General features: G+C 38.7%; 29 protein-coding genes. All 29 read left to right on the top strand.

From position 1 onward, the window contains the following. Nucleotides 1-115: 115 nt before the first annotated feature. The 29 genes from rho to LZP85_RS18430 all read left to right on the top strand — a co-directional run bounded on the left by rho (nt 116) and on the right by LZP85_RS18430 (nt 24,511). A complete protein-coding gene (gene rho / locus LZP85_RS18570) occupies nt 116-1,390 on the top strand; it encodes a transcription termination factor Rho (protein WP_025908737.1) in 1,275 nt (424 codons plus the stop codon). Between the two features lie 216 nt (nt 1,391-1,606). Then, entirely contained in the window at nt 1,607-1,807 is a 201-nt protein-coding gene (gene rpmE, locus LZP85_RS18565; RefSeq protein ID WP_025908738.1) for a 50S ribosomal protein L31, read from the top strand. Nucleotides 1,808-2,007: 200 nt separating this feature from the next. Beyond that, the gene (locus LZP85_RS18560) at nt 2,008-2,619 is read left to right on the top strand and encodes a thymidine kinase (protein ID WP_119543865.1); all 612 of its coding nucleotides are present in this window, start codon (nt 2,008-2,010) and stop codon (nt 2,617-2,619) included. A 91-nt stretch (nt 2,620-2,710) separates the two neighbouring features. Continuing rightward, entirely contained in the window at nt 2,711-3,097 is a 387-nt protein-coding gene (locus LZP85_RS18555; protein WP_119543808.1) for a hypothetical protein, read from the top strand. An 86-nt stretch (nt 3,098-3,183) separates the two neighbouring features. Beyond that, nucleotides 3,184-4,251 (top strand): peptide chain release factor 1, encoded by a 1,068-nt coding sequence (prfA, locus tag LZP85_RS18550; RefSeq protein WP_119543806.1) that lies wholly within the window; start codon nt 3,184-3,186, stop codon nt 4,249-4,251. Between the two features lie 2 nt (nt 4,252-4,253). Next, the gene (gene prmC / locus LZP85_RS18545) at nt 4,254-5,096 is read left to right on the top strand and encodes a peptide chain release factor N(5)-glutamine methyltransferase (RefSeq protein ID WP_119543804.1); all 843 of its coding nucleotides are present in this window, start codon (nt 4,254-4,256) and stop codon (nt 5,094-5,096) included. An 80-nt stretch (nt 5,097-5,176) separates the two neighbouring features. Further along, the gene (spoIIR, locus tag LZP85_RS18540) at nt 5,177-5,944 is read left to right on the top strand and encodes a stage II sporulation protein R (RefSeq protein WP_119543802.1); all 768 of its coding nucleotides are present in this window, start codon (nt 5,177-5,179) and stop codon (nt 5,942-5,944) included. 81 nt (nt 5,945-6,025) lie between these two features. Beyond that, nucleotides 6,026-6,469, top strand: a complete 444-nt coding sequence (locus LZP85_RS18535) for a GNAT family N-acetyltransferase (protein ID WP_061785827.1) — start codon at nt 6,026-6,028, stop codon at nt 6,467-6,469. Nucleotides 6,470-6,656: 187 nt separating this feature from the next. Then, a complete protein-coding gene (locus LZP85_RS18530) occupies nt 6,657-7,697 on the top strand; it encodes an L-threonylcarbamoyladenylate synthase (protein WP_119543800.1) in 1,041 nt (346 codons plus the stop codon). A 70-nt stretch (nt 7,698-7,767) separates the two neighbouring features. Next, nucleotides 7,768-8,328, top strand: a complete 561-nt coding sequence (locus tag LZP85_RS18525) for a manganese efflux pump MntP (RefSeq protein WP_076512295.1) — start codon at nt 7,768-7,770, stop codon at nt 8,326-8,328. A 196-nt stretch (nt 8,329-8,524) separates the two neighbouring features. After that, nucleotides 8,525-8,959 (top strand): low molecular weight protein arginine phosphatase, encoded by a 435-nt coding sequence (locus LZP85_RS18520; RefSeq protein WP_119543798.1) that lies wholly within the window; start codon nt 8,525-8,527, stop codon nt 8,957-8,959. 50 nt (nt 8,960-9,009) lie between these two features. Further along, on the top strand, nt 9,010-9,447 hold the full coding sequence (rpiB, locus tag LZP85_RS18515) for a ribose 5-phosphate isomerase B (protein WP_119543796.1): 438 nt from the start codon (nt 9,010-9,012) through the stop codon (nt 9,445-9,447). Between the two features lie 24 nt (nt 9,448-9,471). Next, on the top strand, nt 9,472-10,023 hold the full coding sequence (locus tag LZP85_RS18510; protein WP_061785831.1) for a TIGR01440 family protein: 552 nt from the start codon (nt 9,472-9,474) through the stop codon (nt 10,021-10,023). 122 nt (nt 10,024-10,145) lie between these two features. Further along, nucleotides 10,146-11,390 (top strand): serine hydroxymethyltransferase, encoded by a 1,245-nt coding sequence (locus tag LZP85_RS18505; RefSeq protein ID WP_025908750.1) that lies wholly within the window; start codon nt 10,146-10,148, stop codon nt 11,388-11,390. A 274-nt stretch (nt 11,391-11,664) separates the two neighbouring features. Beyond that, complete coding sequence (gene upp / locus LZP85_RS18500) at nt 11,665-12,294, top strand: uracil phosphoribosyltransferase (RefSeq protein ID WP_025908751.1); 630 nt, start codon at nt 11,665-11,667, stop codon at nt 12,292-12,294. 24 nt (nt 12,295-12,318) lie between these two features. Beyond that, complete coding sequence (gene wecB, locus LZP85_RS18495; protein ID WP_234561862.1) at nt 12,319-13,467, top strand: non-hydrolyzing UDP-N-acetylglucosamine 2-epimerase; 1,149 nt, start codon at nt 12,319-12,321, stop codon at nt 13,465-13,467. Nucleotides 13,468-13,535: 68 nt separating this feature from the next. Then, nucleotides 13,536-15,731, top strand: coding sequence for a S8 family serine peptidase (locus tag LZP85_RS18490; protein ID WP_326490223.1), 2,196 nt, complete (start codon nt 13,536-13,538; stop codon nt 15,729-15,731). A 319-nt stretch (nt 15,732-16,050) separates the two neighbouring features. After that, the gene (locus LZP85_RS18485) at nt 16,051-16,272 is read left to right on the top strand and encodes an AtpZ/AtpI family protein (protein ID WP_025908754.1); all 222 of its coding nucleotides are present in this window, start codon (nt 16,051-16,053) and stop codon (nt 16,270-16,272) included. 6 nt (nt 16,273-16,278) lie between these two features. Beyond that, nucleotides 16,279-16,662: an ATP synthase subunit I gene (locus LZP85_RS18480; RefSeq protein WP_025908755.1), complete on the top strand. Its 384-nt coding sequence runs from the start codon at nt 16,279-16,281 to the stop codon at nt 16,660-16,662. A gap of 6 nt (nt 16,663-16,668) precedes the next feature. Next, nucleotides 16,669-17,382 (top strand): F0F1 ATP synthase subunit A, encoded by a 714-nt coding sequence (gene atpB / locus LZP85_RS18475; RefSeq protein WP_025908756.1) that lies wholly within the window; start codon nt 16,669-16,671, stop codon nt 17,380-17,382. Nucleotides 17,383-17,473: 91 nt separating this feature from the next. Further along, the gene (gene atpE, locus LZP85_RS18470) at nt 17,474-17,686 is read left to right on the top strand and encodes a F0F1 ATP synthase subunit C (protein ID WP_025908757.1); all 213 of its coding nucleotides are present in this window, start codon (nt 17,474-17,476) and stop codon (nt 17,684-17,686) included. A 119-nt stretch (nt 17,687-17,805) separates the two neighbouring features. Beyond that, nucleotides 17,806-18,318, top strand: a complete 513-nt coding sequence (gene atpF / locus LZP85_RS18465) for a F0F1 ATP synthase subunit B (protein WP_025908758.1) — start codon at nt 17,806-17,808, stop codon at nt 18,316-18,318. Continuing rightward, entirely contained in the window at nt 18,315-18,860 is a 546-nt protein-coding gene (locus LZP85_RS18460) for a F0F1 ATP synthase subunit delta (RefSeq protein WP_025908759.1), read from the top strand. Before atpF ends, LZP85_RS18460 begins: the two co-directional genes overlap by 4 nt. A gap of 15 nt (nt 18,861-18,875) precedes the next feature. Continuing rightward, entirely contained in the window at nt 18,876-20,384 is a 1,509-nt protein-coding gene (gene atpA / locus LZP85_RS18455; protein ID WP_078989078.1) for a F0F1 ATP synthase subunit alpha, read from the top strand. 110 nt (nt 20,385-20,494) lie between these two features. Then, a complete protein-coding gene (locus LZP85_RS18450; RefSeq protein WP_119543788.1) occupies nt 20,495-21,352 on the top strand; it encodes a F0F1 ATP synthase subunit gamma in 858 nt (285 codons plus the stop codon). A 36-nt stretch (nt 21,353-21,388) separates the two neighbouring features. Next, the gene (gene atpD, locus LZP85_RS18445) at nt 21,389-22,810 is read left to right on the top strand and encodes a F0F1 ATP synthase subunit beta (RefSeq protein ID WP_094911040.1); all 1,422 of its coding nucleotides are present in this window, start codon (nt 21,389-21,391) and stop codon (nt 22,808-22,810) included. 25 nt (nt 22,811-22,835) lie between these two features. Further along, entirely contained in the window at nt 22,836-23,243 is a 408-nt protein-coding gene (locus tag LZP85_RS18440) for a F0F1 ATP synthase subunit epsilon (RefSeq protein WP_100346572.1), read from the top strand. Nucleotides 23,244-23,422: 179 nt separating this feature from the next. After that, a complete protein-coding gene (locus LZP85_RS18435) occupies nt 23,423-23,662 on the top strand; it encodes a DUF1146 family protein (protein ID WP_025908764.1) in 240 nt (79 codons plus the stop codon). Nucleotides 23,663-23,767: 105 nt separating this feature from the next. Continuing rightward, nucleotides 23,768-24,511 carry a YwmB family TATA-box binding protein gene (locus LZP85_RS18430; protein ID WP_076512298.1) on the top strand — a complete coding sequence of 248 codons (744 nt, stop codon included), beginning with the start codon at nt 23,768-23,770 and terminating at the stop codon, nt 24,509-24,511. The last annotated feature ends 6 nt before the right edge of the window (nt 24,512-24,517 follow it).

The raw sequence follows: 24,517 nt of genomic DNA, 5'->3' as shown, positions 1-24,517 counted from the left end.
TCTAGATTACCTTCTCCATCTTTAACACATTGTTCCGACCGTATCATTTTCTAATAGATAGTAACTTAATATGGAAGGAAACTCAAAAATTATTCATTAAAAGCGTGGTGTCCTAATGAACTTAACATTATCCAGTTTAGAAAATATGAAATTAAAAGAGCTATATGAACATGCGAAAGCATATAAAGTTTCTTATTATAGCAAGCTAACGAAAAAAGAGCTTGTTTTTGCAATTTTAAAAGCACAGGCAGAGCAAGACGGTCTGCTTTTCATGGAAGGTGTCCTTGAAATTATTCAATCGGAAGGGTTTGGGTTTTTAAGACCAATCAACTATTCTCCAAGCTCTGAGGATATTTATATTTCCGCGTCTCAAATTCGCCGTTTTGATTTACGAAACGGAGATAAAGTATCTGGTAAAGTTCGTCCCCCTAAAGAAAACGAGCGTTACTATGGCTTACTACATGTAGAAGCAGTTAATGGTGAAGATCCAGAGACATCAAAAGAACGTGTGCATTTCCCAGCGTTAACGCCTATTTATCCAAATGAGCAAATGCGTTTGGAAACACAGCCTAGAAGTTTCTCAACTCGAATTATTGACCTTATCTCACCGATTGGTTTTGGTCAAAGGGGATTAATTGTTGCACCACCTAAAGCTGGTAAAACAATGCTTCTAAAAGAAATTGCAAACAGTATTACAACAAATCATCCAGAAGCAGAGCTCATTGTTCTCTTAATCGATGAGCGTCCTGAAGAAGTAACAGATATTGAAAGATCTGTTGATGGGGATGTTGTAAGTTCAACGTTTGATGAGGTACCAGAAAACCATATTAAAGTCGCTGAGCTTGTGCTGGAGCGTGCAATGAGATTAGTGGAGCATAAAAAAGACGTTGTCATTTTAATGGATAGTATCACTCGTCTAGCTCGTGCTTATAACCTTGTTATTCCGCCAAGTGGAAGAACATTGTCAGGTGGCATTGACCCAGCTGCTTTCCATCGTCCAAAGCGATTCTTTGGTGCTGCCAGAAACATTGAAGATGGCGGAAGCTTAACAATTCTTGCAACAGCTTTAATTGATACAGGCTCTCGTATGGACGATGTAATCTATGAAGAGTTTAAAGGAACTGGAAATATGGAGCTTCACCTTGATCGTTCACTTGCGGAAAAACGTATTTTTCCGGCAATTGATATTCGTCGTTCAGGTACACGTAAAGAGGAGCTTCTTATTCCAAAGGAGCAGCTTGATCATTTATGGGCTATTCGTAAGTCAATGGCTGATGCGCCTGATTTTGCTGAAAAGTTCTTAAAGCGTCTTCGTCAAACAAAATCAAATGAAGAGTTTTTTGCTTTGTTAACTGAAGAGAAGAAAGCTCTATTAGCTAATAAACGATAACAGAAAACATATGTAATTGGTTTTATAAAGATTTTAAATGAAGTGTCAGTTGATGGAAAAAGATGTTTTGAATAGGTGGTTGCAAAACGAAACAACCCTTGTTATAATTTCATCATGTGTGTTGATAAGATACACGATGGTGCGATTATGCTCATCATTTTTTCTTATCAATAAACTCTGTTTCAGAATGATTCAGGGCGGAAGGAGATGAAAAGAATGAAAACAGGAATTCATCCAAAGTACAACAAAATCATGGTGAAATGCAGCTGTGGTAATGAGTTTGAAACTGGTTCTGTAAAAGAAGAGATGCGCGTTGAGACTTGTTCACAATGTCACCCATTCTATACGGGCCGTCAAAAATTCGCTGAAGCTGGTGGCCGTGTTGATCGTTTCAACAAAAAATACGGTCTTAAATAATCAAGATTGTCGAAGCAAACAGGCAAGTAGCTTATCTCTTGCCTGTTTTTTTACTTCTAAAAACACGAAATAAGTAAAATATTTCCACTGTGGGTGGAGAAATCTTTTTATATACATGTTCTACATAATTAAAGGTAGACTAGATAAAGTTAGTAGCGGTTCGCTCATAATGGAGTGATAGGAAGGGAGAGTCCCGCATGGTGTACGTAATGAAACAAAGCGGTTGGATTGAAGTAATTTGTGGAAGTATGTTCTCAGGGAAATCAGAAGAATTAATTCGTCGTGTTCGTCGCACGCAGTTTGCCAAGCAAAATGTGCAGGTGTTTAAGCCAGCAATCGATGATCGATATAGTGAAGAAGCGGTTGTATCACATAATGGAACATCAGTTATTGCCCATCCTATATCTATTTCTACTGACATTTTAGATATAGTTAGCGAAGATACAGATGTAGTGGCAATCGATGAGATTCAATTCTTTGATAATCAAATTGTTGAAGTTGTACAAGCTCTTGCAGATAAAGGGTTTCGTGTCATTGTAGCAGGACTTGATCAAGACTTTCGTGGTGAGCCTTTTGGACATGTACCTCAGCTGATGGCAATAGCTGAATCGGTTACAAAACTGCAAGCTGTTTGTGCATCATGTGGATCTCCAGCAAGTCGTACTCAACGTTTAATTAACGGAGAGCCAGCTTCTTATGATGATCCCATTATACTAGTGGGCGCATCAGAATCTTACGAACCTCGCTGTCGCCATTGTCATGTGGTGAAAAGTTCAAAAGCAGCAAGTAACTTTCAAGAACTAACCAAATAAAAAAAGCAAGGCCAATTGGCCTTGCTTTTTTTTATGAAACTGGATGAAAAGGGAGGAATGTGGAAAACTAACAAGATAGGAGGGGGATAGTATGAAACACTTAATTGCAATACTGTTTACCGCTTTTCTTTTAGCCGCATGTAACCAAGGAGACCAGCCCCAAGACACTCAATCAAAAAAAGAGCGAGCTGAGCTTGAAAATTATGAAGAATTTACGGATCAAAACCCTAATTTTTTAAATACAACCAATGAACAAACTGCAGTAAAAGATGATGCTACTAAAATTGAAGAAATTATTAACGTCAAAACTCCTTATAAGGCTGGAAATATTGTTATTAGTGGAAAAGATGCGTGGGTGACAGTATACGTTGGAAAAGAATGTAGCGCTCGCGAGAAAAACAAGATTATAAAAGATCTCAATGAGGTTTTCTATGAAGGTTTGCCTAGACTTCAATTTCATGTAAACGTCAAGCCATAATCCTTGGTAAAACTCACTTTGTTTTGACTGAATCCATGAGCTATACTATAATTAGAACGTTATGGATAAAAAATGAGGTGAATGACGTGTTTGATCGTTTAGAAGCCGTGGAGGCACGCTATGAGAAGTTGAATGAGCTTCTTAGCGACCCTGAAATCGTAAATGACCCATCTAAATTAAGAGAGTATTCAAAAGAACAATCAGATATACAAGAAACCGTTACGTGTTATCGAGAGTATAAAGAAGTAAAAGAGCAGCTGCAAGATGCAAAAGCAATGCTCGAAGAAAAGCTTGATGCTGATATGCGTGAGATGGTTAAAGAAGAAATTCAAGAGCTAGAGCCGCAAGCAGAAGAATTAGAAGATAAACTTCGCATTCTGTTAATCCCGAAAGATCCAAACGATGACAAAAACGTTATTATGGAGGTTCGTGGTGCTGCAGGAGGCGATGAGGCAGCTTTATTTGCGGGTAACCTATACCGCATGTACTCACGCTTTGCCGAGGCTCAAGGCTGGAAAATTGACGTAATGGAAGCTAATACAACAGGTGTTGGTGGATATAAAGAAATTATTTTCATGATTAACGGTAAAGGTGCTTATTCAAAAATGAAGTTTGAAAACGGCGCACACCGTGTTCAACGTGTACCTGAAACGGAATCTGGTGGACGTATTCATACTTCAACAGCAACAGTTGCATGTCTACCGGAAGCTGAAGAGGTAGAGGTAGAAATTCATGAAAAAGATATTCGTGTTGATACGTTCGCATCTAGTGGACCAGGTGGACAAAGCGTAAATACAACCATGTCAGCTGTTCGTTTAACGCATTTACCTACGGGAACGGTTGTATCGTGTCAAGATGAAAAGTCACAGATTAAGAATAAAGAAAAAGCAATGAAGGTATTACGTGCACGTGTTTATGATAAGTTCCAGCAGGAAGCTCAAGCTGAATACGATGCAAATCGTAAGCAAGCAGTAGGTTCTGGGGATCGTTCAGAGCGTATTCGTACGTATAACTTCCCTCAAAACCGTGTAACGGATCATCGTATTGGTTTAACAATTCAAAAGCTTGATCAAATTCTAGAAGGTAAGCTAGATGAAGTCATTGATGCATTAATCATGGAAGATCAAGCGAGAAGAATGGAAGATTCGAATTAACAATGAAAGTTTTTGAAGCCCTAAAATGGGCTTCTTCTTGTTTAAAAGAAGCGCAAAGAGATGAAAATGCTGGTGAGATGTTGTTGCTTCATCACCTTGGCATGACTCGAACTTACCTACTTGCTTCATTGCAAGAAGAAGTCCCAACAGAAATCATGCAAAAATTTCAGCATGATGTTAAAAAACATGTAGCTGGGATACCAGTACAATATCTCATTGGTTCGGAAGAGTTTTATGGAAGAACGTTTCAAGTAAATCAGGAAGTGCTTATACCGCGTCCGGAAACTGAAGAGCTTGTATTAGGCTTAATTGATCGTATGAAACAAAAGTTTGGACACGCTCCAATTCAGGCTGTTGATATTGGAACAGGTAGTGGTGCAATAGGTGTTACACTTGCTTTAGAAGTTCCAGCGATAAAAATGACGTGCACAGATATTGCAGAAGAATCGCTAGCAGTAGCCAAAGAAAATGCTAAACGCTTGGGTGCGAAGGTTCAATTTTTACATGGAGATTTATTAAAGCCTTTTATTGAGGCATCTCAGCGATTTGATGTTGTCGTGTCTAACCCTCCATACATTCCTGATAGTGACGAACTATCAACCGTTGTGAAGGACTATGAGCCTAATCGAGCTCTTTTTGGTGGTCAAGACGGTTTGAATTTCTATCGACGTTTTATGGAAGAGCTCCCGCTTGTTATTAACAAACAGGGAATTATTGCATTTGAAGTAGGGTTTGGACAAGCTGATGCAGTATCAGATATGTTAAAAAAGCAGTTCCCTAATGCAAAAGTTGAAGTTGTTTTTGATATCAATGGGAAAGATCGAATGGTATTTGCTTCTTTATAAAAATAATAGATTTTAATAAGTTGCTAGTTTAGGATAGAAAATCATTGTCCATACTATCTTGTGAAGGGATGGTGGACATAATGAAAAAACAAGCAATTATTTATTTTCTTTTACTTATTATTGGAGCGAATATCCAAATTCTATATACAAATCAAAAGGTTGAGGCTACTGAGCCGATGGTTATTCCAGATGAAGCAATTCGTTTACGTATTCTTGCAAATAGCGATAGTGAGAAAGACCAGCATGTAAAACGATTAATTAGAGATGAAGTAAATGCACAAATTACTACATGGGTTCAAGAGTTAACGTCAGTGGAAGATGCAAGAGATGTAATTAAAAGCAACTTACCCACATTAGAAGCGATTGCTAAGAAAGTTATGAAAGAACAAGGTATGGATCAGTTTATACACGTTGATTTTGGAAAGGTGAGCTTTCCAACCAAGCTATATGGTCAATTTCTTTATCCAGCTGGTGAATATGAAGCAGTTTTAATTACGTTAGGTGAAGGTGAAGGAGCAAACTGGTGGTGCGTACTGTTTCCACCTATGTGCTTTTTAGATTTCTCAAACGGGGAAGCTATTGAATCACCAATGCCTGAAGAAGAGCAGCCTGTGGAAAAGAAAGAAATGATAAAAGCGGTAGCTGAAGAAGTAGAAAAAGTAGATGCTAATCACACTGACCATTCAAACCTTGTTGCATCAACTTCAAATCTGGCACAAGAAGTAGCTGTAAAAGAAGCGAAAAAAGAAAAGCAGCAGGAGAAGTCTAGTAAAAAAGTACAGGAGAAAGAAGAAGAAGTAGAAGTGAAATTCTTTATTGTAGAACTAGCTTCATCTTTATTCAAATGATAGAAAATAAAAGTATATAGTTCTATTTGTTTCTCATATTTCATAGTTTTGTTACTAGAAACTAAAATGAGGTGATGAGAAATGAAGGAACAATTAAAGTTAGCAGAAGTGAAAGATTGTGGGCGAATTCAATCTTTCTTAACAAAAGCAGGTATTAGTTCAGAAGGTGTAGCAGAAAGCATTCATCATTTTGTTATTATGGAAGATGAGAATGACGAGCTGTTAGCAACTGTTGGATTTGAAAAAGATGGAGAGCATGGGTTATTACGTTCTCTTGTTGTTTCACCTTCCCTCATGCGATCGGATATTCTATTGTTATTCAAAAGCATTGTACAGCTAGCTAAAAAAAATGATGTTCATCAATTATATTTAGTGACGAACAAGGCTTCGTCCGTACAGTTTTTTTCAATGATGAATTTTCAGCAAATCAGTTACGAAAATTTGCCAGATGGCTTGAAGTATCATTCTTATCTACGAAATCTTTCAAGCTTAGAGCAAGTATATGTAATGGCTTATCAAGATTGAATTTCACACATGTGGATAAAGATCATCCACAAAGTTATTAACAAACAAACAAGCTTTATCCACATTTTGTGGATAAAGCTTGTTTGTTGCAACCGTCTATTGATAAAATAAATTAAAATCTTGTATAAATAGTAGGTAATATAGATGTTTTTACCTATATATAGTTGTACCAATAGGAGTGAATGAAATGAACACAAAAATCTGGTCTGTGGATAAAGAAATGAAAAATCAGGATGGTTATCCACAGATAGAAGAAGCATCTTTGTTGTTAAGAAACCAAGAAGTCGTTGCGTTTCCTACAGAAACAGTCTATGGGTTAGGGGCAGATGCAACCTCTGAACAGGCTGTGGATAAAATTTTCAAAGCGAAAGGTCGTCCGAGTGATAACCCGCTTATTGTACACATTGGTGACGTGGAACAGTTAGATAGTATTGTAGCCGAGGTGTCAGAAACGGCTCGGGAAATAATGAAAGCTTTTTGGCCAGGACCTATTACGCTCATTTTTCCTAAAAAAGGATTTGTAGCAGAGAACGTTACGGCAGGTTTGGATAGCGTTGCCGTCCGAATGCCTTCGCATCCCGTAGCTCTAGCTTTATTAAAAAAAGCAAGTGTACCAGTAGCTGCACCAAGTGCGAACCTATCCGGAAAGCCAAGTCCAACAAGTGCTCAGCATGTTATGAACGATTTGGAAGGTAGAATTAGTGGAATTGTTGATGGTGGAACGACCGGAGTTGGTCTAGAATCTACGGTACTGGATTGTACGGAAGACATCCCAGTCATTTTACGTCCTGGTGGCGTTACAAAAGAACAATTAGAAGCTTTAATTGGAGAAGTAAGGGTAGACCAAGCTCTTAAAGATGAAAAGGAAGCGCCAAAATCTCCAGGAATGAAGTATACACATTATGCTCCTAATGCGCCGCTCATCATTGTGAAAGGTTCAGAGAAATTTTTACAGGAGCAAGTTGAGTATTTTCAAAAACAAGGAAAGAAAGTTGGAGTTTTAACAACCCATGAAAATAAAAACTCTTATCATGCAGATCAGATTTTAACTTGCGGCTATCGAGATAAGTTAGAAACGGTTGCGAGTGAACTTTATCATGTTTTACGTTCTTTTAACGACTATGACGTAGACGTTATTTTAAGTGAAAGCTTTCCTGAGCATGGAGTAGGTCAGGCTTTAATGAATCGGTTAGTGAAAGCGGCTGGTCATCAGTTTATTGTTCAATAATTTTAGATTCATCTTCTAAACCATTTCGTGCGTGCATAAGGTGAAATAGGCACGTCCGAGGAGGTTGAAGATGGATATTTCAGGATTAATTAGTGAACTGATTACATTAGTTATTATGGCATTTGCGTTAGGAATGGACGCCTTTTCGGTCGGACTCGGAATGGGTCTAGTCCGTTTACGCTTTCGCCAAATTTTTTACATCGGAGTAATAATAGGTCTTTTCCATATATGGATGCCCCTTTTGGGTATGTTTATTGGAAAACTGTTGTCTGATAAGCTGGGAATGTTAGCTACATATGGTGGAGGCGTATTACTTCTCATATTAGGAATACAAATGATTTACTCATCCTTCAAGCGTGACGAAGAGCCGTTTATTAAACCTGTAGGATGGGGATTAATTATCTTTGCATTGAGCGTTAGCTTAGATAGTTTTTCTGTGGGCTTAAGCCTTGGGATTTTTGGAGCAAGAACATTTTTAACAATTATGATTTTCGGCGTAGTAAGTATGCTGTTAACATGGTTAGGTCTTTTGCTTGGAAGACGTGTTCAAGGTTGGTTAGGTTCGTACAGTGAAGCGTTAGGGGGAAGCATTCTCCTTGCATTTGGAATCAAGCTTCTTTTTCAATTATAAATAGCTTATTAATTTAATACTCTAAAAAAGCAAGCATAAAAAAGCAAGCTCTATTAGCATAGAGCTTGCTTTTTTATGCTTACATTTAATGAAAAGTATCATAGGTCATGGGTGTTGAACTCTTCTATCTATTAAGGATAAAATAAAGGCAATGTAAAAAGGGTTTATTAGTAGTAAAATAAGGAGAGATTTTAGATTGAAAAAAGTCTTATTTGTTTGTACAGGAAATACATGTCGAAGTCCTATGGCGGCAGCTTGGTTAAGCAGTCAAAAAAAGCATGGAATAGAAGTAAAATCAGCGGGTTTATTTGCAATGGACGGTCAACCGATTTCTGCGCATGCAGCAGCAGTTTTAGCGCAGCAAGGTATTGATTCATCGCATACATCATCTAGTATTACAAGAGAAATGTTAGATTGGGCAACTCATATTTTTACTATGACAAGTAGTCATAAACAGATGCTGGCAAACCAAGCTCCAGATACTATAGACAAGCTGTTTACGCTAAAAGAATTTGTAGGTGAAAATGGAGACGTTGTCGACCCTTACGGAGGCGATTTATCTGTTTACCAAATGACATTTGAAGAAATGCAGCAGCTTATTAATCGAGCTGTTAAAAAATTAGAAAATTAAAAATGGTAGCTATAAAAGTTACTTTTAATAGCTTATAAGGAGGATCCATTATGAAAGTAGCGATTGCATCAGATCACGGTGGTATAAATATTCGAAAAGAAATTATGCAGTTAATGGAAGAACTAAATGTTGAGTATGTTGACTTAGGCTGTGAGTGCAGTGATTCAGTAGATTATCCAGACTATGCAATTCCAGTTGCTGAAAAAGTAGCAGGTGGAGAGGTTGATAAAGGAATTCTAATTTGTGGAACAGGAATTGGAATGAGTATTGCTGCGAATAAAGTAAAAGGTGTTCGCTGTGCACTTGTCCACGATACGTTTAGCGCAAGGGCGACCAGAGAACATAATGACACAAATGTACTAGCGATGGGTGAGCGTGTGATTGGCCCAGGTTTAGCTAGAGATATTGTTAAGATATGGTTAACAACGGATTTTGAAGGCGGACGTCATGAGAATCGTGTCAACAAAATTAAAGCATATGAAAAGTAAATGATGTAAAGGAGGCGCTTTAGAATGTCTAATGCTCAAGATTGGGCCCGTGAATTAGAAGTTGTGCTAGCAGATTTTTCACAACAGGTAACACTTCAGCAAGATAGTTTGTTTGTAGTTGGTTGCAGTACAAGTGAAGTTGTTGGAGAGCGAATCGGAACATCAGGAACTGAAGAAGCAGCTGAGGTAATCTATGGTAAGCTTCAAGAGTTTGCAAAGGAAAAAGGCATCGATTTAGCGTTTCAATGCTGTGAACATTTAAATCGAGCGCTAGTGGTAGAACGAGAAACCGCGTTAAAGCAAAACTTAGATCTTGTAACGGTTATCCCAGTTCGAAAAGCAGGTGGAGCAATGGCTACGTACGCATATCATCATTTCAATGACCCTGTTATTGTTGAATTTATTAAAGCCGATGCAGGTATTGATATTGGGGATACGTTTATTGGTATGCACTTAAAGCATGTGGCTGTTCCTGTTAGGTGTTCCCTTAAACAAATTGGTCAAGCGCACATGACTATTGCTTATACTCGACCAAAACTAATTGGTGGACCTAGAGCTATTTACGAACGATTGTAAATAAATATATTAATATAATGCACATTTTTTGTTTTTTATTCTAAATAAACCATGTTACAATGTAGATGAATTAATAAAAAACGAACATTGTTCATACGAAACGAAACGAGGAGAGGATTTCGATGGAGAAAAAGTTAGTGCAGCAAGATCCAGCAGTTTATAATGCAATTCAAGATGAATTAGGGCGTCAACGCACAAAAATTGAGTTAATTGCATCAGAAAACTTCGTTACAACGGCAGTAATGGAAGCTCAAGGTTCTGTACTTACAAATAAATATGCAGAAGGTTATCCAGCAAAGCGTTATTATGGTGGCTGCGAGCACGTAGACGTAGTGGAAGACTTAGCTCGTGACCGTGCAAAAGAAATCTTTGGTGCGGAGCATGTGAACGTTCAACCTCACTCAGGTGCTCAAGCAAACATGGCTGTATACTTTACAATTTTAGAGACAGGAGATACGGTTCTTGGTATGAACTTATCTCACGGTGGACATTTAACGCACGGTAGTCCGGTAAACTTCAGCGGTGTGCAGTACAATTTCATTGAATATGGTGTAGATGCAGACACACATCGTATTAACTATGAAGATGTATTAGAAAAAGCACGCACTCATAAACCAAAGCTGATCGTTGCTGGTGCTAGTGCGTACCCTCGTGAAATTGACTTTAAGAAATTCCGTGAAATTGCAGATGAAGTGGGAGCATATTTAATGGTAGACATGGCTCACATTGCTGGACTTGTAGCAGCTGGCCTTCATCCAAACCCAGTTCCACATGCTCATTTCGTTACAACAACTACGCATAAAACATTACGCGGGCCACGTGGTGGAATGATTTTATGTAAAGAAGAATTTGCAAAAGCAATTGATAAATCAATCTTTCCTGGAATCCAAGGTGGACCATTAATGCACGTTATTGCTGCTAAAGCAGTAGCGTTCGGTGAAGCGTTACAAGCTGAATTTAAGCAGTATGCACAAAATATCATCGACAATGCAAATCGCTTAGCAGAAGGGCTAACAAAAGAAGGCTTTAAGTTAGTTTCTGGCGGTACAGATAACCACCTCGTTCTAATTGATGTAAGTTCAATGGGATTAACGGGTAAAGTTGCTGAAAAAGCGTTAGATGAAGTTGGAATTACAACGAATAAAAACACGATTCCTTACGACCAACAAAGTCCATTTGTAACAAGTGGAATTCGTATCGGAACAGCTGCTGTGACAACTCGTGGATTCGGTGCTGAAGAAATGGATGAAATTGCTGCTATCATTGGCTTAACACTAAAGAATATTGATAATGAAGAAAAGTTAGCGGAAGCAACAGCTCGTGTAGAAGCATTAACAAGCAAATTTGAAATGTATGCATCTCTATAATCTATAAGAAATAGTAAAATGCGAAAAGAAAAGTTGGGAATTTACCCAGCTTTTCTTTTTGTGTCAACGTTTCAAGATGAATGATGTGGTTACACTATTGTTATAGAAAAATATCTATTTTTGGATTAAGCTTGAACTCAAAAATAATTTTCTGTAAAATAGATGCAATGCTTAAGTTATGTTAACGTTATCGTTTTTTTAAAAAGTAGGTACCATTCAAGCGCTTGAATGGTATTTCAATGTGGACATTTTTAAATTCAAAGGAGAGATTTCAGTGGGCAAAGTATACGTATTCGATCATCCTCTTATTCAACACAAATTAACATACATACGTGATGTAAAAACGGGAACAAAAGAATTCCGTGAGTTAGTAGACGAAGTAGCAAGCTTAATGGCTTTTGAAGCAACTCGTGATTTACCTTTACAAGATGTGGAAATTGAAACGCCAGTATGCAAAACGACTTCAAAAGTAATCGCTGGTAAAAAACTAGGGATTGTACCAATTTTACGTGCAGGTATCGGAATGGTTGATGGTTTCTTAAAATTAATGCCGGCAGCAAAAGTAGGGCATGTTGGCCTGTACCGTGATCCAGAAACACTTCAACCAGTGGAATACTATGTTAAATTACCAAATGATGTAGAAGAGCGTGATTTTATTGTTGTAGATCCGATGCTTGCAACGGGTGGTTCAGCAGTAGAAGCTATTAATTCATTGAAAAAGCGTGGCGCAAAAAACATTAAATTTATGTGCTTAATCGCTTCTCCAGAAGGAGTAGAAATCGTAAAAGAAGCACATCCAGATGTTGATATTTATATCGCAGCTTTAGATGAAAAATTAAATGACCATGGTTATATCGTTCCAGGTTTAGGAGATGCGGGAGACCGTTTATTTGGTACAAAATAATTTCTCAGATACGGGTGATAAATAATGAAGCAACCAGTTAAAGTAATGACGATATTTGGTACTAGACCGGAAGCTATTAAAATGGCGCCACTTGTTCTTGAGCTAAAGAAGCGTCCCAAGGAATTTGAAGCAATTGTGACCGTTACTGCTCAGCACCGTCAAATGCTGGATCAAGTGCTATCCATTTTTAATATCGAACCAGATTATGACTTAAACATTATGAAAGACCGTCAAACATTAATGGATGTAACAACTAGAGGATTAGAAGGTTTAAACGATGTGATGCAAAAAGTAAAGCCGGATATTGTGTTGGTTCATGGAGATACAACAACAACATTTATTGCTGGACTAGCAGCGTTTTATAACCAAATTCCTGTAGGCCATGTAGAAGCAGGTCTTCGCACATGGAATAAATATTCACCTTATCCTGAAGAGATGAATCGCCAGTTGACGGGTGTACTAGCAGATTTACACTTTGCTCCAACAACGAAGTCTTCTGTTAATTTGAAAACAGAAAACAAGAATGAAGAAAACATTTTTGTGACAGGAAACACAGCTATTGATGCGCTAAAAACAACTGTAAAAGATTCGTATGAGCATGAAGTCTTACGTAATCTTGGCAGCGATCGCCTTATCTTATTAACCGCTCACCGTCGTGAAAATTTAGGTGAGCCAATGAAAAATATGTTTAGAGCGGTAAAGCGTATTGTAACTGAACATGATGACGTACAAGTTGTCTATCCTGTGCATCTAAATCCTGTTGTACGTGAAACAGCTAATGATATATTGGGCGATGATGATCGCATTCATCTTATCGAACCGTTAGATGTAATCGACTTCCATAACTTTGCGAATCGAGCACACCTCATTTTAACGGATTCCGGTGGCGTTCAGGAGGAAGCACCTTCTCTTGGTGTACCCGTATTAGTATTGCGTGATACAACGGAGCGTCCAGAGGGCATTGAAGCAGGAACGTTAAAGTTAGCTGGCACAGAAGAAGAAACTATTTACAACTTAGCTAAAGAGTTATTAATCGACAAAGCTGTTTATGAAACAATGTCTAAAGCATCTAATCCTTACGGAGACGGCCATGCTTCTGAGCGTATTTGCGATGCGATTAGCTACTACTTTAAACATCGTGAAGAAAGACCTGAAGAATTTAAGCCACTATAAAAAATAAACCTAACACCTCTCACATGAATGCGGTCTCTTTGTGACACGCTATGTAGAGAGGTGTTTTTATGTGGAAAATAACCATTTTATTACTGTTAATGTTTGGAATAAACAGCACAAGCACGTACGGTGAAAGTGTAGAGTTTCCAGATATTCAATCATTTGAAAAGCAGGTGCAAAAAACATACATTCTCATGCTGAACGAGCAGAATGTAGCGATTGCCAAACAAGAAATAAAAAAAAAGTATCCAAATGTGAGCATTAACCACGAGTTTCGGGAGGTCTTTACAGGGCTATCCGTATCGGGGACTTTATATGACTTACAAAGACTTCGAGAAGAACCTTATATTGATAGTTCGCATGCTTCTGTTTCGTATCATGCAAAAAATGAAGGAAGTGCATCCTACATTGGCAGTGAAAAGGTAAGGGGCATGTTTGATAAGAAAAACCAGCGCTTGACGGGTCGAGGGATAAAGGTTGGAATAATTGATACTGGAATTGACTTTAATCATCCTGATTTAAAGTCAAATTATCGAGGTGGCTATGACGTTGTGGACCAAGATTATTCTCCAATGGAAACAGTAAGCAAGCAAGGAGAACCTACGCTTCATGGTACCCATGTGGCCGGTATTATAGGAGCAAACGGGAAGATGCGCGGAGTAGCATCCGAAGCTGAAATTTATGCCTACCGAGCCCTAGGTCCAGGTGGGTCTGGCTCGTCTGAAAATGTTATTCTAGCTGTTGAAAAAGCAATTCAAGATGGGGTCGATGTCATTAACTTATCGTTAGGAAATGACATTAATGGTCCAGATTTACCTACAAGCTTAGCGTTAAATAAAGCTGTTGAAAAAGGGATCGTAGCAGTAACTTCTAGCGGTAATTCAGGGCCTGGTTTGTGGACCGTAGGCTCTCCTGGAACGGCTCAACAAGCTATTTCGGTTGGTGCTTCAGTTTCTCCGACACGTATTCCATTTATAAAAATGGAAAAGTTATCACAGCAAATTTCTCTATCTCCTTTACCAAATGCCGCGAAGTGGGATATTGATCAGACAATTGTATTAACGGACGCAGGAAGCGGAAGGGAAGTAGCAGATGTTGGAAACAAAGTTGTCCTTATGAAAACGGGAGAAATCTCTCTATCGAAAAAAATCAGTAAAGCTGAAAAAGCTGGAGCTAAAGCCGTAATTGTATACCATGCTATTAATGGAGTGGTAGACGAGAGTGTAAGTGAATCGTTTTCAATTCCAGTAGTTATGGTTTCGAGTGATGTAGGAGAATCCATAAAGAAAGAAATTCAAAAAGGGAACGTGTATGCATTCGCTTCTATGGAAACTGTAGAAGACATTATTACTCCTTTTAGCTCCAGAGGTCCAGTTACGAGCACCTGGGATATCAAACCTGATGTGGTAGCACCAGGTTACCAAATTATGAGTACGGTACCGAACGGGTATGAGCCTTTAAATGGAACAAGCATGGCAGCACCTCACGTAGCGGGAGCCTGTGCGTTACTTTTACAGGCTCACCCCAATTGGTCTCCAGAACAAGTAAAAGCGGCACTTATGAGTACGGCAAAGCCAATTCGTAACTTAAAGGGTGAGCTCTATCACTCGTATGAACAAGGAGCAGGAAGAATTCAAGTGGAACGTGCTGTAAAGGCAACAACGCTGTTATCACCTAGCACGCTGTCGTTTGGAGTTTTTGAAGGACAAAGTAACAAAAGGATTAAAATGCGTATTTTTAATGAGGCGAATTACAAAAACGTTTATCATGTTACGCCTCCAACAAAAACGTTTGGTGAAATTTGGAGAGTGCCGCTTTCTTTCACATTGAAGCCGAAAGAAACGAAGACCATTGCAGTTGATCTTCAGGTAAACAGCCATCAAAAGAAAAAAGGCATATATGATGGGCGTTTAGAAATTCGTGATTCACGTGAAACAATATCAATACCCTATTTGTATATGGTTGAAAAGCCAAATTACCCTCGTGTTATGGGACTACAGGCCGTACAGGGAAGTGACGAAAAAACGTATCTATACGAATTGTTTTTGCCTGAAGGAGCAGATGAATTTGGTATTGCTGTTTATGACATAGACACCCTTCGGTTTGTCTCTTATTTAGATGTAGATAAAAAACTAGAAAGAGGGATGTTAAAACGGAAAATTCAGCTGCAGGAAGAGTTGCCCAAAGGTGAGTATAAAGTGTTCGCATACGCTAAAAAAGATGGTAAAACAGAGGTAGCAAACGCAGGGCTAGTAATTGAGTAAAAGGGCGTAAAACCAAGGTTTTACGCCCTTTTACATTGTTCTTATTTAAATATGAAATATGTGTGGCAAAAATGTGAACATCCCTTTTTAGATTGTGAAGTTTTTAGCTTAAACACATTGACATTAAATATGCGCTATTGTATGCTAACAATGGATATAAATGATAAGGTTTTCAACACTTGAAAATCAAGGTTCGCTTGTGTTTTTGACTAACTGTTTTTAACTTTTTTGGTAATTTATACATAAGCTCGCATAGTTTTAGAGTAGAGTATGTAGATTTTTTTTAAAAAAAAGAATTTACCAAAAAGGGGTTTTCTAAATGACTAAGCAAAAACGGCATTCATTACAAGCGATTGCATTGATGTCCACCATTCTTTCTCAGTTAGCAGGTTCCGTATTAATCGGTCTATTTGGTGGCAAATGGATTGATGGAAAAGTTGGGACTGAGCCACTTTTTTTAGTTTTAGGCCTTCTTTTAGGGCTTGCAGTTGGCGTCTATGCCATGCTGCGCACAGTCCGACAATTTTTTTCAGGAGATTAATAATCCATGCAAGAATTGCAACATTTATTTCCAAGACTTCGATCCTACATATTTTATTTACTAGCACTATACGTTCTCGGATGGGGATTTACTCCTTATCAAACCGTGTTTTTAGGCCTGATTTTAGGTACAGCACTCAGTTTGTATAACCTTTGGGTTTTAGTAAGAAGGGCTAAACAGTTTGGACAAGCGCTGGATGAAGGAAAACGACCTCGTTCAGTAGGAACATTTGCAAGGTTTGCAACCGCTGCTCTAGCAGTTGTAATTACAATCTCTTATCCAAATACTTTTCATATTATTGGTGTAGTTATGGGATTAATGACATCCTATCTTGTCATTATCATAGATTTAGTTGTTCAAAATATACGCAGGAGATGGGAAGAGAGGTGAATATAGTTGGGTCATGAATCACCAACTCAAGATTTCTTTGGTCTTACGTTTAATCTCAGTAACATGTTGATGATTACCGTGGCGTCAGTCATTGTGTTTTTAATTGCAGTTTTATGTACTCGTACTTTAGCAATGAAGCCTACAGGTATGCAAAACTTCCTGGAATGGGTATTAGACTTTGTAAAAGGCCTCATTAACAGCACAATGGATTGGAAGACGGGTGGTCGTTTCTTAACATTAGGTGTAACGCTACTAATGTATATCTTTGTCGCCAATATGTTAGGATTACCATTTGCCGTTGTTGTCGATCACGAATTATGGTGGAAATCACCGACTGCTGATCCGACGATTACATTGACTCTAGCAGCAATGGTCGTTGTCTTATCACATTATTATGGTATTAAGATGAAGGGATTTGCAGAATATGGTCGAGATTACTTCAAACCAATGCCTTTTCTATTCCCATTAAAGATTATTGAAGAGTTTGCAAATACGCTAACGCTTGGTCTACGTCTTTTCGGGAATATCTATGCAGGAGAAATTCTGTTAACTTTATTAGCAGGGCTTGCTACAAGTGGTACTGCTCTTGGATTATTTGGGGCAGTTGTGCCAACATTGGCATGGCAAGGCTTCAGTATTTTCGTAGGTGCAATTCAAGCTTTTATCTTTACAATGTTAACAATGGTTTACCTGGCACACAAAGTGAGTCAAGACCATTAATTTATAAAACCTTCGCTCAAGCTTTACCCGTTTTGAGCGAGTTTAAAACATGTTGAAAAAATTCTATTTCACTAAGGGAGGACTTTATAAAATGGGTTTATTAGCAGCTGCAATTGCAATTGGTTTAGCGGCACTAGGTGCTGGTATCGGTAACGGTCTTATCGTATCAAAAACAGTAGAAGGTATCGCTCGCCAACCAGAAGCACGTGGTACATTAACAACGACAATGTTCATCGGGGTTGCATTAGTAGAGGCGATTCCTATCATCGCTGTAGTAATCGCGTTCATGGTTCAAGGTCAATAATCAGTAACTTAAAACGTTTAAAAGTGGCGAAGATCATTCGAAAAGAACCTTCGCCATTGCTTTATGTCTTTAATGAGCAAAATCATAGATGTTAAGTCTTTGAAGGGAGTGAAGCAGCCGTGTCAAATACGTTTGTATTAGGAGCATCAGGCTTTAACGGTGGAGATATTTTATTCCAATTAGTAATGTTCCTTATCTTGCTAGCATTGTTACGTAAGTTCGCGTTTGGTCCAGTAATGGGTATCATGAAACAGCGTGAAGAGCATATTGCAAGTGAAATTGATTCAGCTGAACAGCAGAATCAACAAGCACAGAAGCTTGTTGAGGAGCAGCGCGAGCTGTTAAAACAGTCTCGTGAAGAGGTTCAAGTTTTAATGGAAAACGCAAGAAAATCTGCTGAAGAGAAAAAAGAAGAAATTGTTGCTGCTGCGCGTGAAGAGTCTGAGCGTTTAAAAGCATTAGCAAAACAAGAAATTCAGCAAGAAAAAGATCAAGCAGTTACTGCACTTCGTGAGCAAGTTGCATCATTATCTGTATTAATCGCGTCGAAAGTGATTGAAAAAGAATTGTCAGAGCAAGATCAAGAGAAATTGATCAATGAGTACATTCAAGAAGTAGGGGATGTACGATGAGTCAGTCGGCAGTCGCGAAGCGTTATGCATTAGCTCTTTTTCAATTAGCTTCTGAAAAGCAATCAATCGATGCTTTACAAGAAGAGTTAGACGTAGTGGAAGCAGTTTTCGCTCAAAACGATGATTTAATTGAAGTGTTAACGCATCCAAAAATTTCAACCAACCGAAAAAAAGACTTAGTTCGCCAAACGTTTTCAACGTTGACAGAAACGGTTCAAAATACGCTCCTTTTATTATTAGATCGTCATCGCATCCAAGTAGTAGGGGAGATTACTCGTGAGTATCGTGCTCTTGCAAATGAAGCACGAGGTGTAGCTGCAGCTACAGTATACTCTGTAAAAGCATTATCTTCAGATGAAGAGCGTGCTATTTCTGAAACATTTGCACCAAAAGTAGGAAAGCATTCATTATATATTTCAAATGTAATCGATAAGAGCCTAATCGGCGGCGTGAAGCTTCGCATCGGCAACCGTATTTATGACGGAAGTATTTCCGGAAAATTAGAATCGGTACATCGCGAACTTCTTGCACATAGATCGTAGATAGGGGTGAAATTCATGAGCATCAAAGCTGAAGAAATTAGTGCGCTGATAAAACAGCAAATTGAAAACTATCAGTCTGAGATTAAAGTGAGTGATGTAGGTACTGTTATCCAAGTTGGGGATGGTATCGCACGTGCTCATGGCCTCGACAATGTCATGGCTGGAGAGTTAGTTGAATTTTCAAATGGTGTCATGGGTATGGCACAAAACTTAGAGGAAAACAATGTCGGTATCGTTATCTTAGGACCTTACACTGGAATTCGTGAAGGGGATGAGGTACGTCGTACAGGAAGAATCATGGAAGTTCCTGTAGGGGAACAATTAATTGGTCGTGTTGTAAACTCATTAGGTCAACCTGTAGACGGCTTAGGCCCAATTGGAACAACAAAAACACGTCCAATTGAAAGCCAAGCTCCTGGCGTTATGGATCGTAAATCTGTACATGAGCCACTTCAAACAGGTATTAAAGCGATTGACGCTCTTGTACCAATTGGTCGAGGTCAGCGTGAGCTTATCATTGGTGACCGCCAAACAGGTAAAACATCTGTAGCAATTGATACAATTTTAAATCAAAAAGACCAAGATATGGTTTGTATTTACGTAGCTATTGGGCAAAAAGAGTCAACAGTACGTAACGTAGTAGAGACATTGCGTAAGCATGGAGCGCTTGATTACACAATTGTTGTAACAGCATCTGCTTCTCAACCAGCACCAATGCTGTTCTTAGCACCTTATGCTGGTGTAACAATGGGTGAAGAGTTCATGTATAACGGCAAACACGTACTTGTTATCTATGATGATTTAACAAAACAAGCATCTGCATACCGTGAACTTTCATTATTACTTCGTCGTCCTCCAGGTCGTGAAGCATATCCAGGGGATGTATTCTACTTACATTCTCGTTTATTAGAGCGTGCTGCAAAATTATCAGACGCTAAAGGTGGAGGGTCATTAACAGCTCTTCCATTTATCGAAACACAAGCAGGAGACGTATCTGCTTATATTCCAACAAACGTAATCTCGATTACGGATGGACAGATTTTCTTGCAGTCTGACTTATTCTTCTCAGGTGTACGCCCAGCGATTAACGCAGGTCTTTCAGTATCACGTGTAGGTGGATCAGCTCAGGTTAAAGCGATGAAGAAAGTAGCTGGAACGCTGCGTTTGGATTTAGCATCTTATCGTGAGCTTGAATCATTTGCTCAGTTTGGATCAGACCTTGACCAAGCTACACAAGCAAAGCTTAACCGTGGTGCACGTACAGTAGAAGTATTAAAACAAGGCTTACACAAGCCGCTTCGTGTAGAAAAACAAGTAGCGATTTTATATGCGTTAACAAAAGGCTTCTTAGATGATGTGCCAGTTGCTGATATCACTCGTTTTGAAGATGAGTACTTAGCATGGTTAGATTCAAATCGTAAAGAAGTTCTTGAAACAATTCGTACAACTGGTGGACTGCCTGAAGATGGTGCATTTGAGTCTGCTCTTGAAGTGTTCAAGAAAACATTTGTAGCATCTGAGTAATCGTTAATTTTGTCAAAATGGTATGTTAAGACAAGCTTTTATTAAGGTAAAGGTGAACTTATGTTCACCTTTCATACCACGTGATCTTCTAAAACAAGGTGGTGAAACCTGTGGCATCATTACGTGATATACAAACGAGAATTACATCAACGAAAAAAACGAGTCAAATTACAAAAGCAATGGAAATGGTTTCAGCTGCAAAGTTAAACCGTGCCGAGCAGAACGCTAAGTCTTTTGTTCCTTATATGGAAAAGATTCAAGAAGTAGTTGCAAGCGTAGCAGGAGGCAGTAAAGGCGCTGCACATCCAATGTTAACGGCTCGTCCTATTAAGAAAACGGGATACATTGTCATTACTTCGGATCGTGGCTTAGCAGGAGCTTATAATAGTAACGTTTTGCGCGCTGTCTCACAAGCAATTGAAAAACGTCATACATCTCCAGATGAGTATGGTGTAATTGCAATTGGGAAAGTCGGGCGTGACTTCTTTATAAAGCGTAATATTCCAGTGTTTTTAGAAATTACTGGTTTATCCGACCAACCATCTTTTGCTGATATTCAAGGAATTACTTCGCAAACGGTGCATATGTTTGCGGACGGTACATTTGATGAATTGTATTTGTACTATAATCATTTTATTAATACAATCTCTCAAGAAGTAACGGAAAAGAAGCTGTTGCCGTTAGCTGACTTAGCTCCAACAGGAAAGCTTGTATCCTATGAGTTCGAGCCTTCTCAAGAAGAGATATTAGAAGTGCTATTGCCGCAATATGCAGAAAGCCTTATTTATGGTGGCTTACTGGATGGAAAAGCAAGTGAGCACGCAGCGCGTATGACAGCGATGAAAAATGCAACGGATAATGCAAAAGACCTTATTAATAATCTTACCCTATCATATAACCGTGCTCGTCAAGCAGCAATCACGCAAGAAATTACGGAGATTGTTGGTGGAGCAGCGGCTCTAGAATAGAAATAAGACTTGAAAAGCAAGTTAGGAGGGAACACGATGGCAAAAGGACGCGTTACTCAAATCATGGGTCCAGTTGTAGACGTAAAGTTTGACAGCGGACACCTTCCAGCAATCTATAACGCCCTTAAAATTTCTCATAAACCTGTTAGTGAAAGTGAAGTAGCAATCGAATTAACATTAGAAGTTGCGATTCACTTAGGTGATAATACAGTTCGTGCAGTAGCAATGTCTTCAACTGATGGATTAGTTCGTGGACTAGAAGTAGAAGATACAGGAGCACCAATTTCTGTACCAGTTGGTGATGTAACTTTAGGTCGTGTGTTTAACGTATTAGGTGAGCATATCGATTTAGATGGACCAATCAGTGCAGGAGCTCGTCGTGATCCCATTCACCGCGAAGCACCAAAATTTGAAAACTTATCTACACAAGCTGAAATTCTCGAAACAGGAATTAAAGTAGTTGACCTTTTAGCTCCTTATATTAAAGGTGGTAAAATCGGTTTGTTCGGTGGAGCCGGTGTAGGTAAAACTGTACTTATCCAAGAGTTAATCAATAACATTGCACAAGAGCACGGCGGTATCTCAGTATTCGCAGGTGTAGGTGAACGTACTCGTGAGGGGAACGATCTATACCACGAAATGACAGATTCTGGCGTTATTAAAAAGACGGCGATGGTATTTGGTCAAATGAACGAACCACCTGGAGCACGTCAACGTGTTGCATTAACTGGTTTAACAATGGCTGAATATTTCCGTGATGAGCAAGGACAAGACGTTCTGTTCTTTATCGACAACATCTTCCGCTTTACACAAGCCGGTTCAGAAGTATCAGCCCTACTTGGTCGTATGCCTTCAGCGGTAGGTTACCAACCTACACTAGCAACGGAAATGGGTCAATTGCAAGAGCGTATCACATCTACGAGCGTTGGTTCTGTAACATCAATCCAAGCGATTTATGTACCAGCCGATGACTATACGGATCCAGCTCCTGCAACGACGTTTGCTCACTTAGATGCAACAACTAACCTAGAGCGTAAGCTATCTGAAATGGGTATTTACCCAGCGGTAGATCCATTAGCTTCGACTTCTCGTGCGCTTTCTCCTGAAATCGTAGGTGAAGAGCATTATAATGTTGCACGTCAAGTTCAGCAAACATTACAGCGCTATAAAGAATTACAAGATATTATTGCAATCCTAGGTATGGACGAGTTATCTGATGAAGATAAACTTGTTGTACAACGTGCTCGTCGTGTTCAATTCTTCTTATCTCAAAACTTCCACGTTGCGGAGCAATTTACTGGTCAGAAAGGTTCATATGTACCAGTTAAAGAAACGGTTCAAGGATTTAAAGAAATCCTTGAAGGTAAATATGATCATTTACCAGAAGATGCTTTCCGTCTAGTAGGACGTATTGAAGAAGTAGTTGAAAAAGCGAAAAGCATGGGAGTAGAAGTATAATATAGGGACATAGGAGGTTTTTTGAATGAAGACAATCCATGTCAGTGTAGTCACTCCTGATGGCCCAGTTTACGATTCGGAAGTGGAAATGGTCAGTGCCAGAGCCCAAAGTGGTGAACTCGGTATCTTACATGGACATATTCCGATGGTAGCTCCATTACAAATTGGAGCCGTCCGCTTGAAAAAAGGAAGCAGCAGTGATGAAGTTGTAGCTGTTAGTGGAGGCTTTCTTGAAGTAAGACCTGACAAAGTAACAATCTTAGCACAGGCAGCAGAAACGTCAGATATGATTGATGTTTCTCGTGCAGAAGAAGCAAAAAATAGAGCGGAAACACGACTGCAAAGCAAGCAGGATGACGTTGATTTTAAACGTGCTGAGTTAGCTTTAAAGCGTGCTTTAAATCGCATAGAAGTTACTAAACAGAAAATGTAATAACAAAAGCCTCCTTAAGCTTTTAAGGGGGCTTTTTTATATAAACAAGAGGGTTAATTTAGTTAAAATATGTAAATTAAGTTATATAGAGGTAAACCTTTGCACATTGCGCTCGACTGTGATTAAATGAGATAGTGGCTTTTCTTTGTTGTTTATCATTATGCTAAGGAGGTGTGATCATGCTAATTGGTGGTATTGGTCCGCAGGCGCTATTAGCGATGGTTTCTCACCTTATTTTTATTGTAATTACATGGTATGCGCTTCAAGGTTTTCAGATTGAGAAATTAATGAAGCCAAATCGTGTAGTACAAGCAAGAATCATGTTAATCTTGCTTACCATTACAATCGCGTCCACGGTTAGTAATTTCTTTTTGGATTACTTATTCTGGTCGCAGCGAATTCCTTCCTTATTTCAATAGAAAATAGTTCTTCCCTCTTAAAAGGCTGTCTAAAAATGACGACGAAACAGGTGTATTCATCTGGTTAATTTGGACAGGCTGATAGTAAGAAGAGGGAGTGAGGAAATGGGAAAAAAAATTAGTGTCTTTTTGGCTATTTTCATTGTAGGTGTAATCGTATATTATGGAAGTTACGTGACCAATGCACAAGCTTCAAATTCAACGCTTGAAAAAATGGTTAACGTCTTAAATAAAGAAGCTGTAGAGATGAAAGAATGGTCATTGTATGCACGTGAAGAAGCTACAGACGTTACTAGTCTAGTAAACTTCCAAATGAAATCAAAACAGCTTCAAACTAAATATAAAGGTTTTAAATGGGACATTAAAAGGGAAAACGGTGTATGGAAAGCTAAAGGTACAAGACAAGCGGGATCTGTGAAAGAATTGATTATGTTAACCTATACGGGAGATAAAAAAAGCACAGGTGGATATATCTCATATGAGTTAATAGGACAAGAATTCACGACTCAAAATGTCAGCGATGCCGAGGGGATTTTTAAAGACAATTATGAGAAACTTTTCCTAACAAATCCATTAATTTTCTCTTGTATAAAAGGTGAAATAAATGATAAGATGGAAAGTGTTTTGTCTTTACAAGTCAAGCAATTACTAACAGCATTCAATGCCCAGCAGATTGAATCGCTAATGGAAGAGTCATTTGTATCAGTATCAGCATATACTGGACTGTGGGAAGAAGCTCTTTCAAGTCAACAACAGGAAATGAACTTACAAATTGCATTACGCAAGACAGGAATGGGCGGCCAAACAACCCTGGTTGTTGGCACACCTATTATTACGTCTGAATATTAATATATA

The organism is Priestia flexa (genome assembly GCF_021441905.1).
In the GTDB taxonomy this organism is placed as follows: Bacteria; Bacillota; Bacilli; order Bacillales; family Bacillaceae_H; genus Priestia; species Priestia flexa.
This window is presented reverse-complemented; position numbering and strand designations above follow the sequence as displayed.

Excerpts from the sequence above, each read along its gene's own strand:
- LZP85_RS18535 (WP_061785827.1), top strand. The coding sequence starts at position 6,026 with ATGAAGGAACAATTAAAGTTAGCAGAAGTGAAAGATTGTGGGCGAATT.
- atpA (WP_078989078.1), top strand. The coding sequence starts at position 18,876 with ATGAGCATCAAAGCTGAAGAAATTAGTGCGCTGATAAAACAGCAAATT.
- prmC (WP_119543804.1), top strand. The coding sequence starts at position 4,254 with ATGAAAGTTTTTGAAGCCCTAAAATGGGCTTCTTCTTGTTTAAAAGAA.
- wecB (WP_234561862.1), top strand. The coding sequence starts at position 12,319 with ATGAAGCAACCAGTTAAAGTAATGACGATATTTGGTACTAGACCGGAA.
- LZP85_RS18490 (WP_326490223.1), top strand. The coding sequence starts at position 13,536 with ATGTGGAAAATAACCATTTTATTACTGTTAATGTTTGGAATAAACAGC.
- LZP85_RS18430 (WP_076512298.1), top strand. The coding sequence starts at position 23,768 with ATGGGAAAAAAAATTAGTGTCTTTTTGGCTATTTTCATTGTAGGTGTA.
- LZP85_RS18485 (WP_025908754.1), top strand. The coding sequence starts at position 16,051 with ATGACTAAGCAAAAACGGCATTCATTACAAGCGATTGCATTGATGTCC.
- rpmE (WP_025908738.1), top strand. The coding sequence starts at position 1,607 with ATGAAAACAGGAATTCATCCAAAGTACAACAAAATCATGGTGAAATGC.
- LZP85_RS18435 (WP_025908764.1), top strand. The coding sequence starts at position 23,423 with ATGCTAATTGGTGGTATTGGTCCGCAGGCGCTATTAGCGATGGTTTCT.
- LZP85_RS18480 (WP_025908755.1), top strand. The coding sequence starts at position 16,279 with ATGCAAGAATTGCAACATTTATTTCCAAGACTTCGATCCTACATATTT.
- LZP85_RS18555 (WP_119543808.1), top strand. The coding sequence starts at position 2,711 with ATGAAACACTTAATTGCAATACTGTTTACCGCTTTTCTTTTAGCCGCA.
- spoIIR (WP_119543802.1), top strand. The coding sequence starts at position 5,177 with ATGAAAAAACAAGCAATTATTTATTTTCTTTTACTTATTATTGGAGCG.
- LZP85_RS18525 (WP_076512295.1), top strand. The coding sequence starts at position 7,768 with ATGGATATTTCAGGATTAATTAGTGAACTGATTACATTAGTTATTATG.
- LZP85_RS18530 (WP_119543800.1), top strand. The coding sequence starts at position 6,657 with ATGAACACAAAAATCTGGTCTGTGGATAAAGAAATGAAAAATCAGGAT.
- LZP85_RS18510 (WP_061785831.1), top strand. The coding sequence starts at position 9,472 with ATGTCTAATGCTCAAGATTGGGCCCGTGAATTAGAAGTTGTGCTAGCA.
- atpE (WP_025908757.1), top strand. The coding sequence starts at position 17,474 with ATGGGTTTATTAGCAGCTGCAATTGCAATTGGTTTAGCGGCACTAGGT.
- LZP85_RS18440 (WP_100346572.1), top strand. The coding sequence starts at position 22,836 with ATGAAGACAATCCATGTCAGTGTAGTCACTCCTGATGGCCCAGTTTAC.
- rho (WP_025908737.1), top strand. The coding sequence starts at position 116 with ATGAACTTAACATTATCCAGTTTAGAAAATATGAAATTAAAAGAGCTA.
- atpD (WP_094911040.1), top strand. The coding sequence starts at position 21,389 with ATGGCAAAAGGACGCGTTACTCAAATCATGGGTCCAGTTGTAGACGTA.
- rpiB (WP_119543796.1), top strand. The coding sequence starts at position 9,010 with ATGAAAGTAGCGATTGCATCAGATCACGGTGGTATAAATATTCGAAAA.
- LZP85_RS18505 (WP_025908750.1), top strand. The coding sequence starts at position 10,146 with ATGGAGAAAAAGTTAGTGCAGCAAGATCCAGCAGTTTATAATGCAATT.
- LZP85_RS18460 (WP_025908759.1), top strand. The coding sequence starts at position 18,315 with ATGAGTCAGTCGGCAGTCGCGAAGCGTTATGCATTAGCTCTTTTTCAA.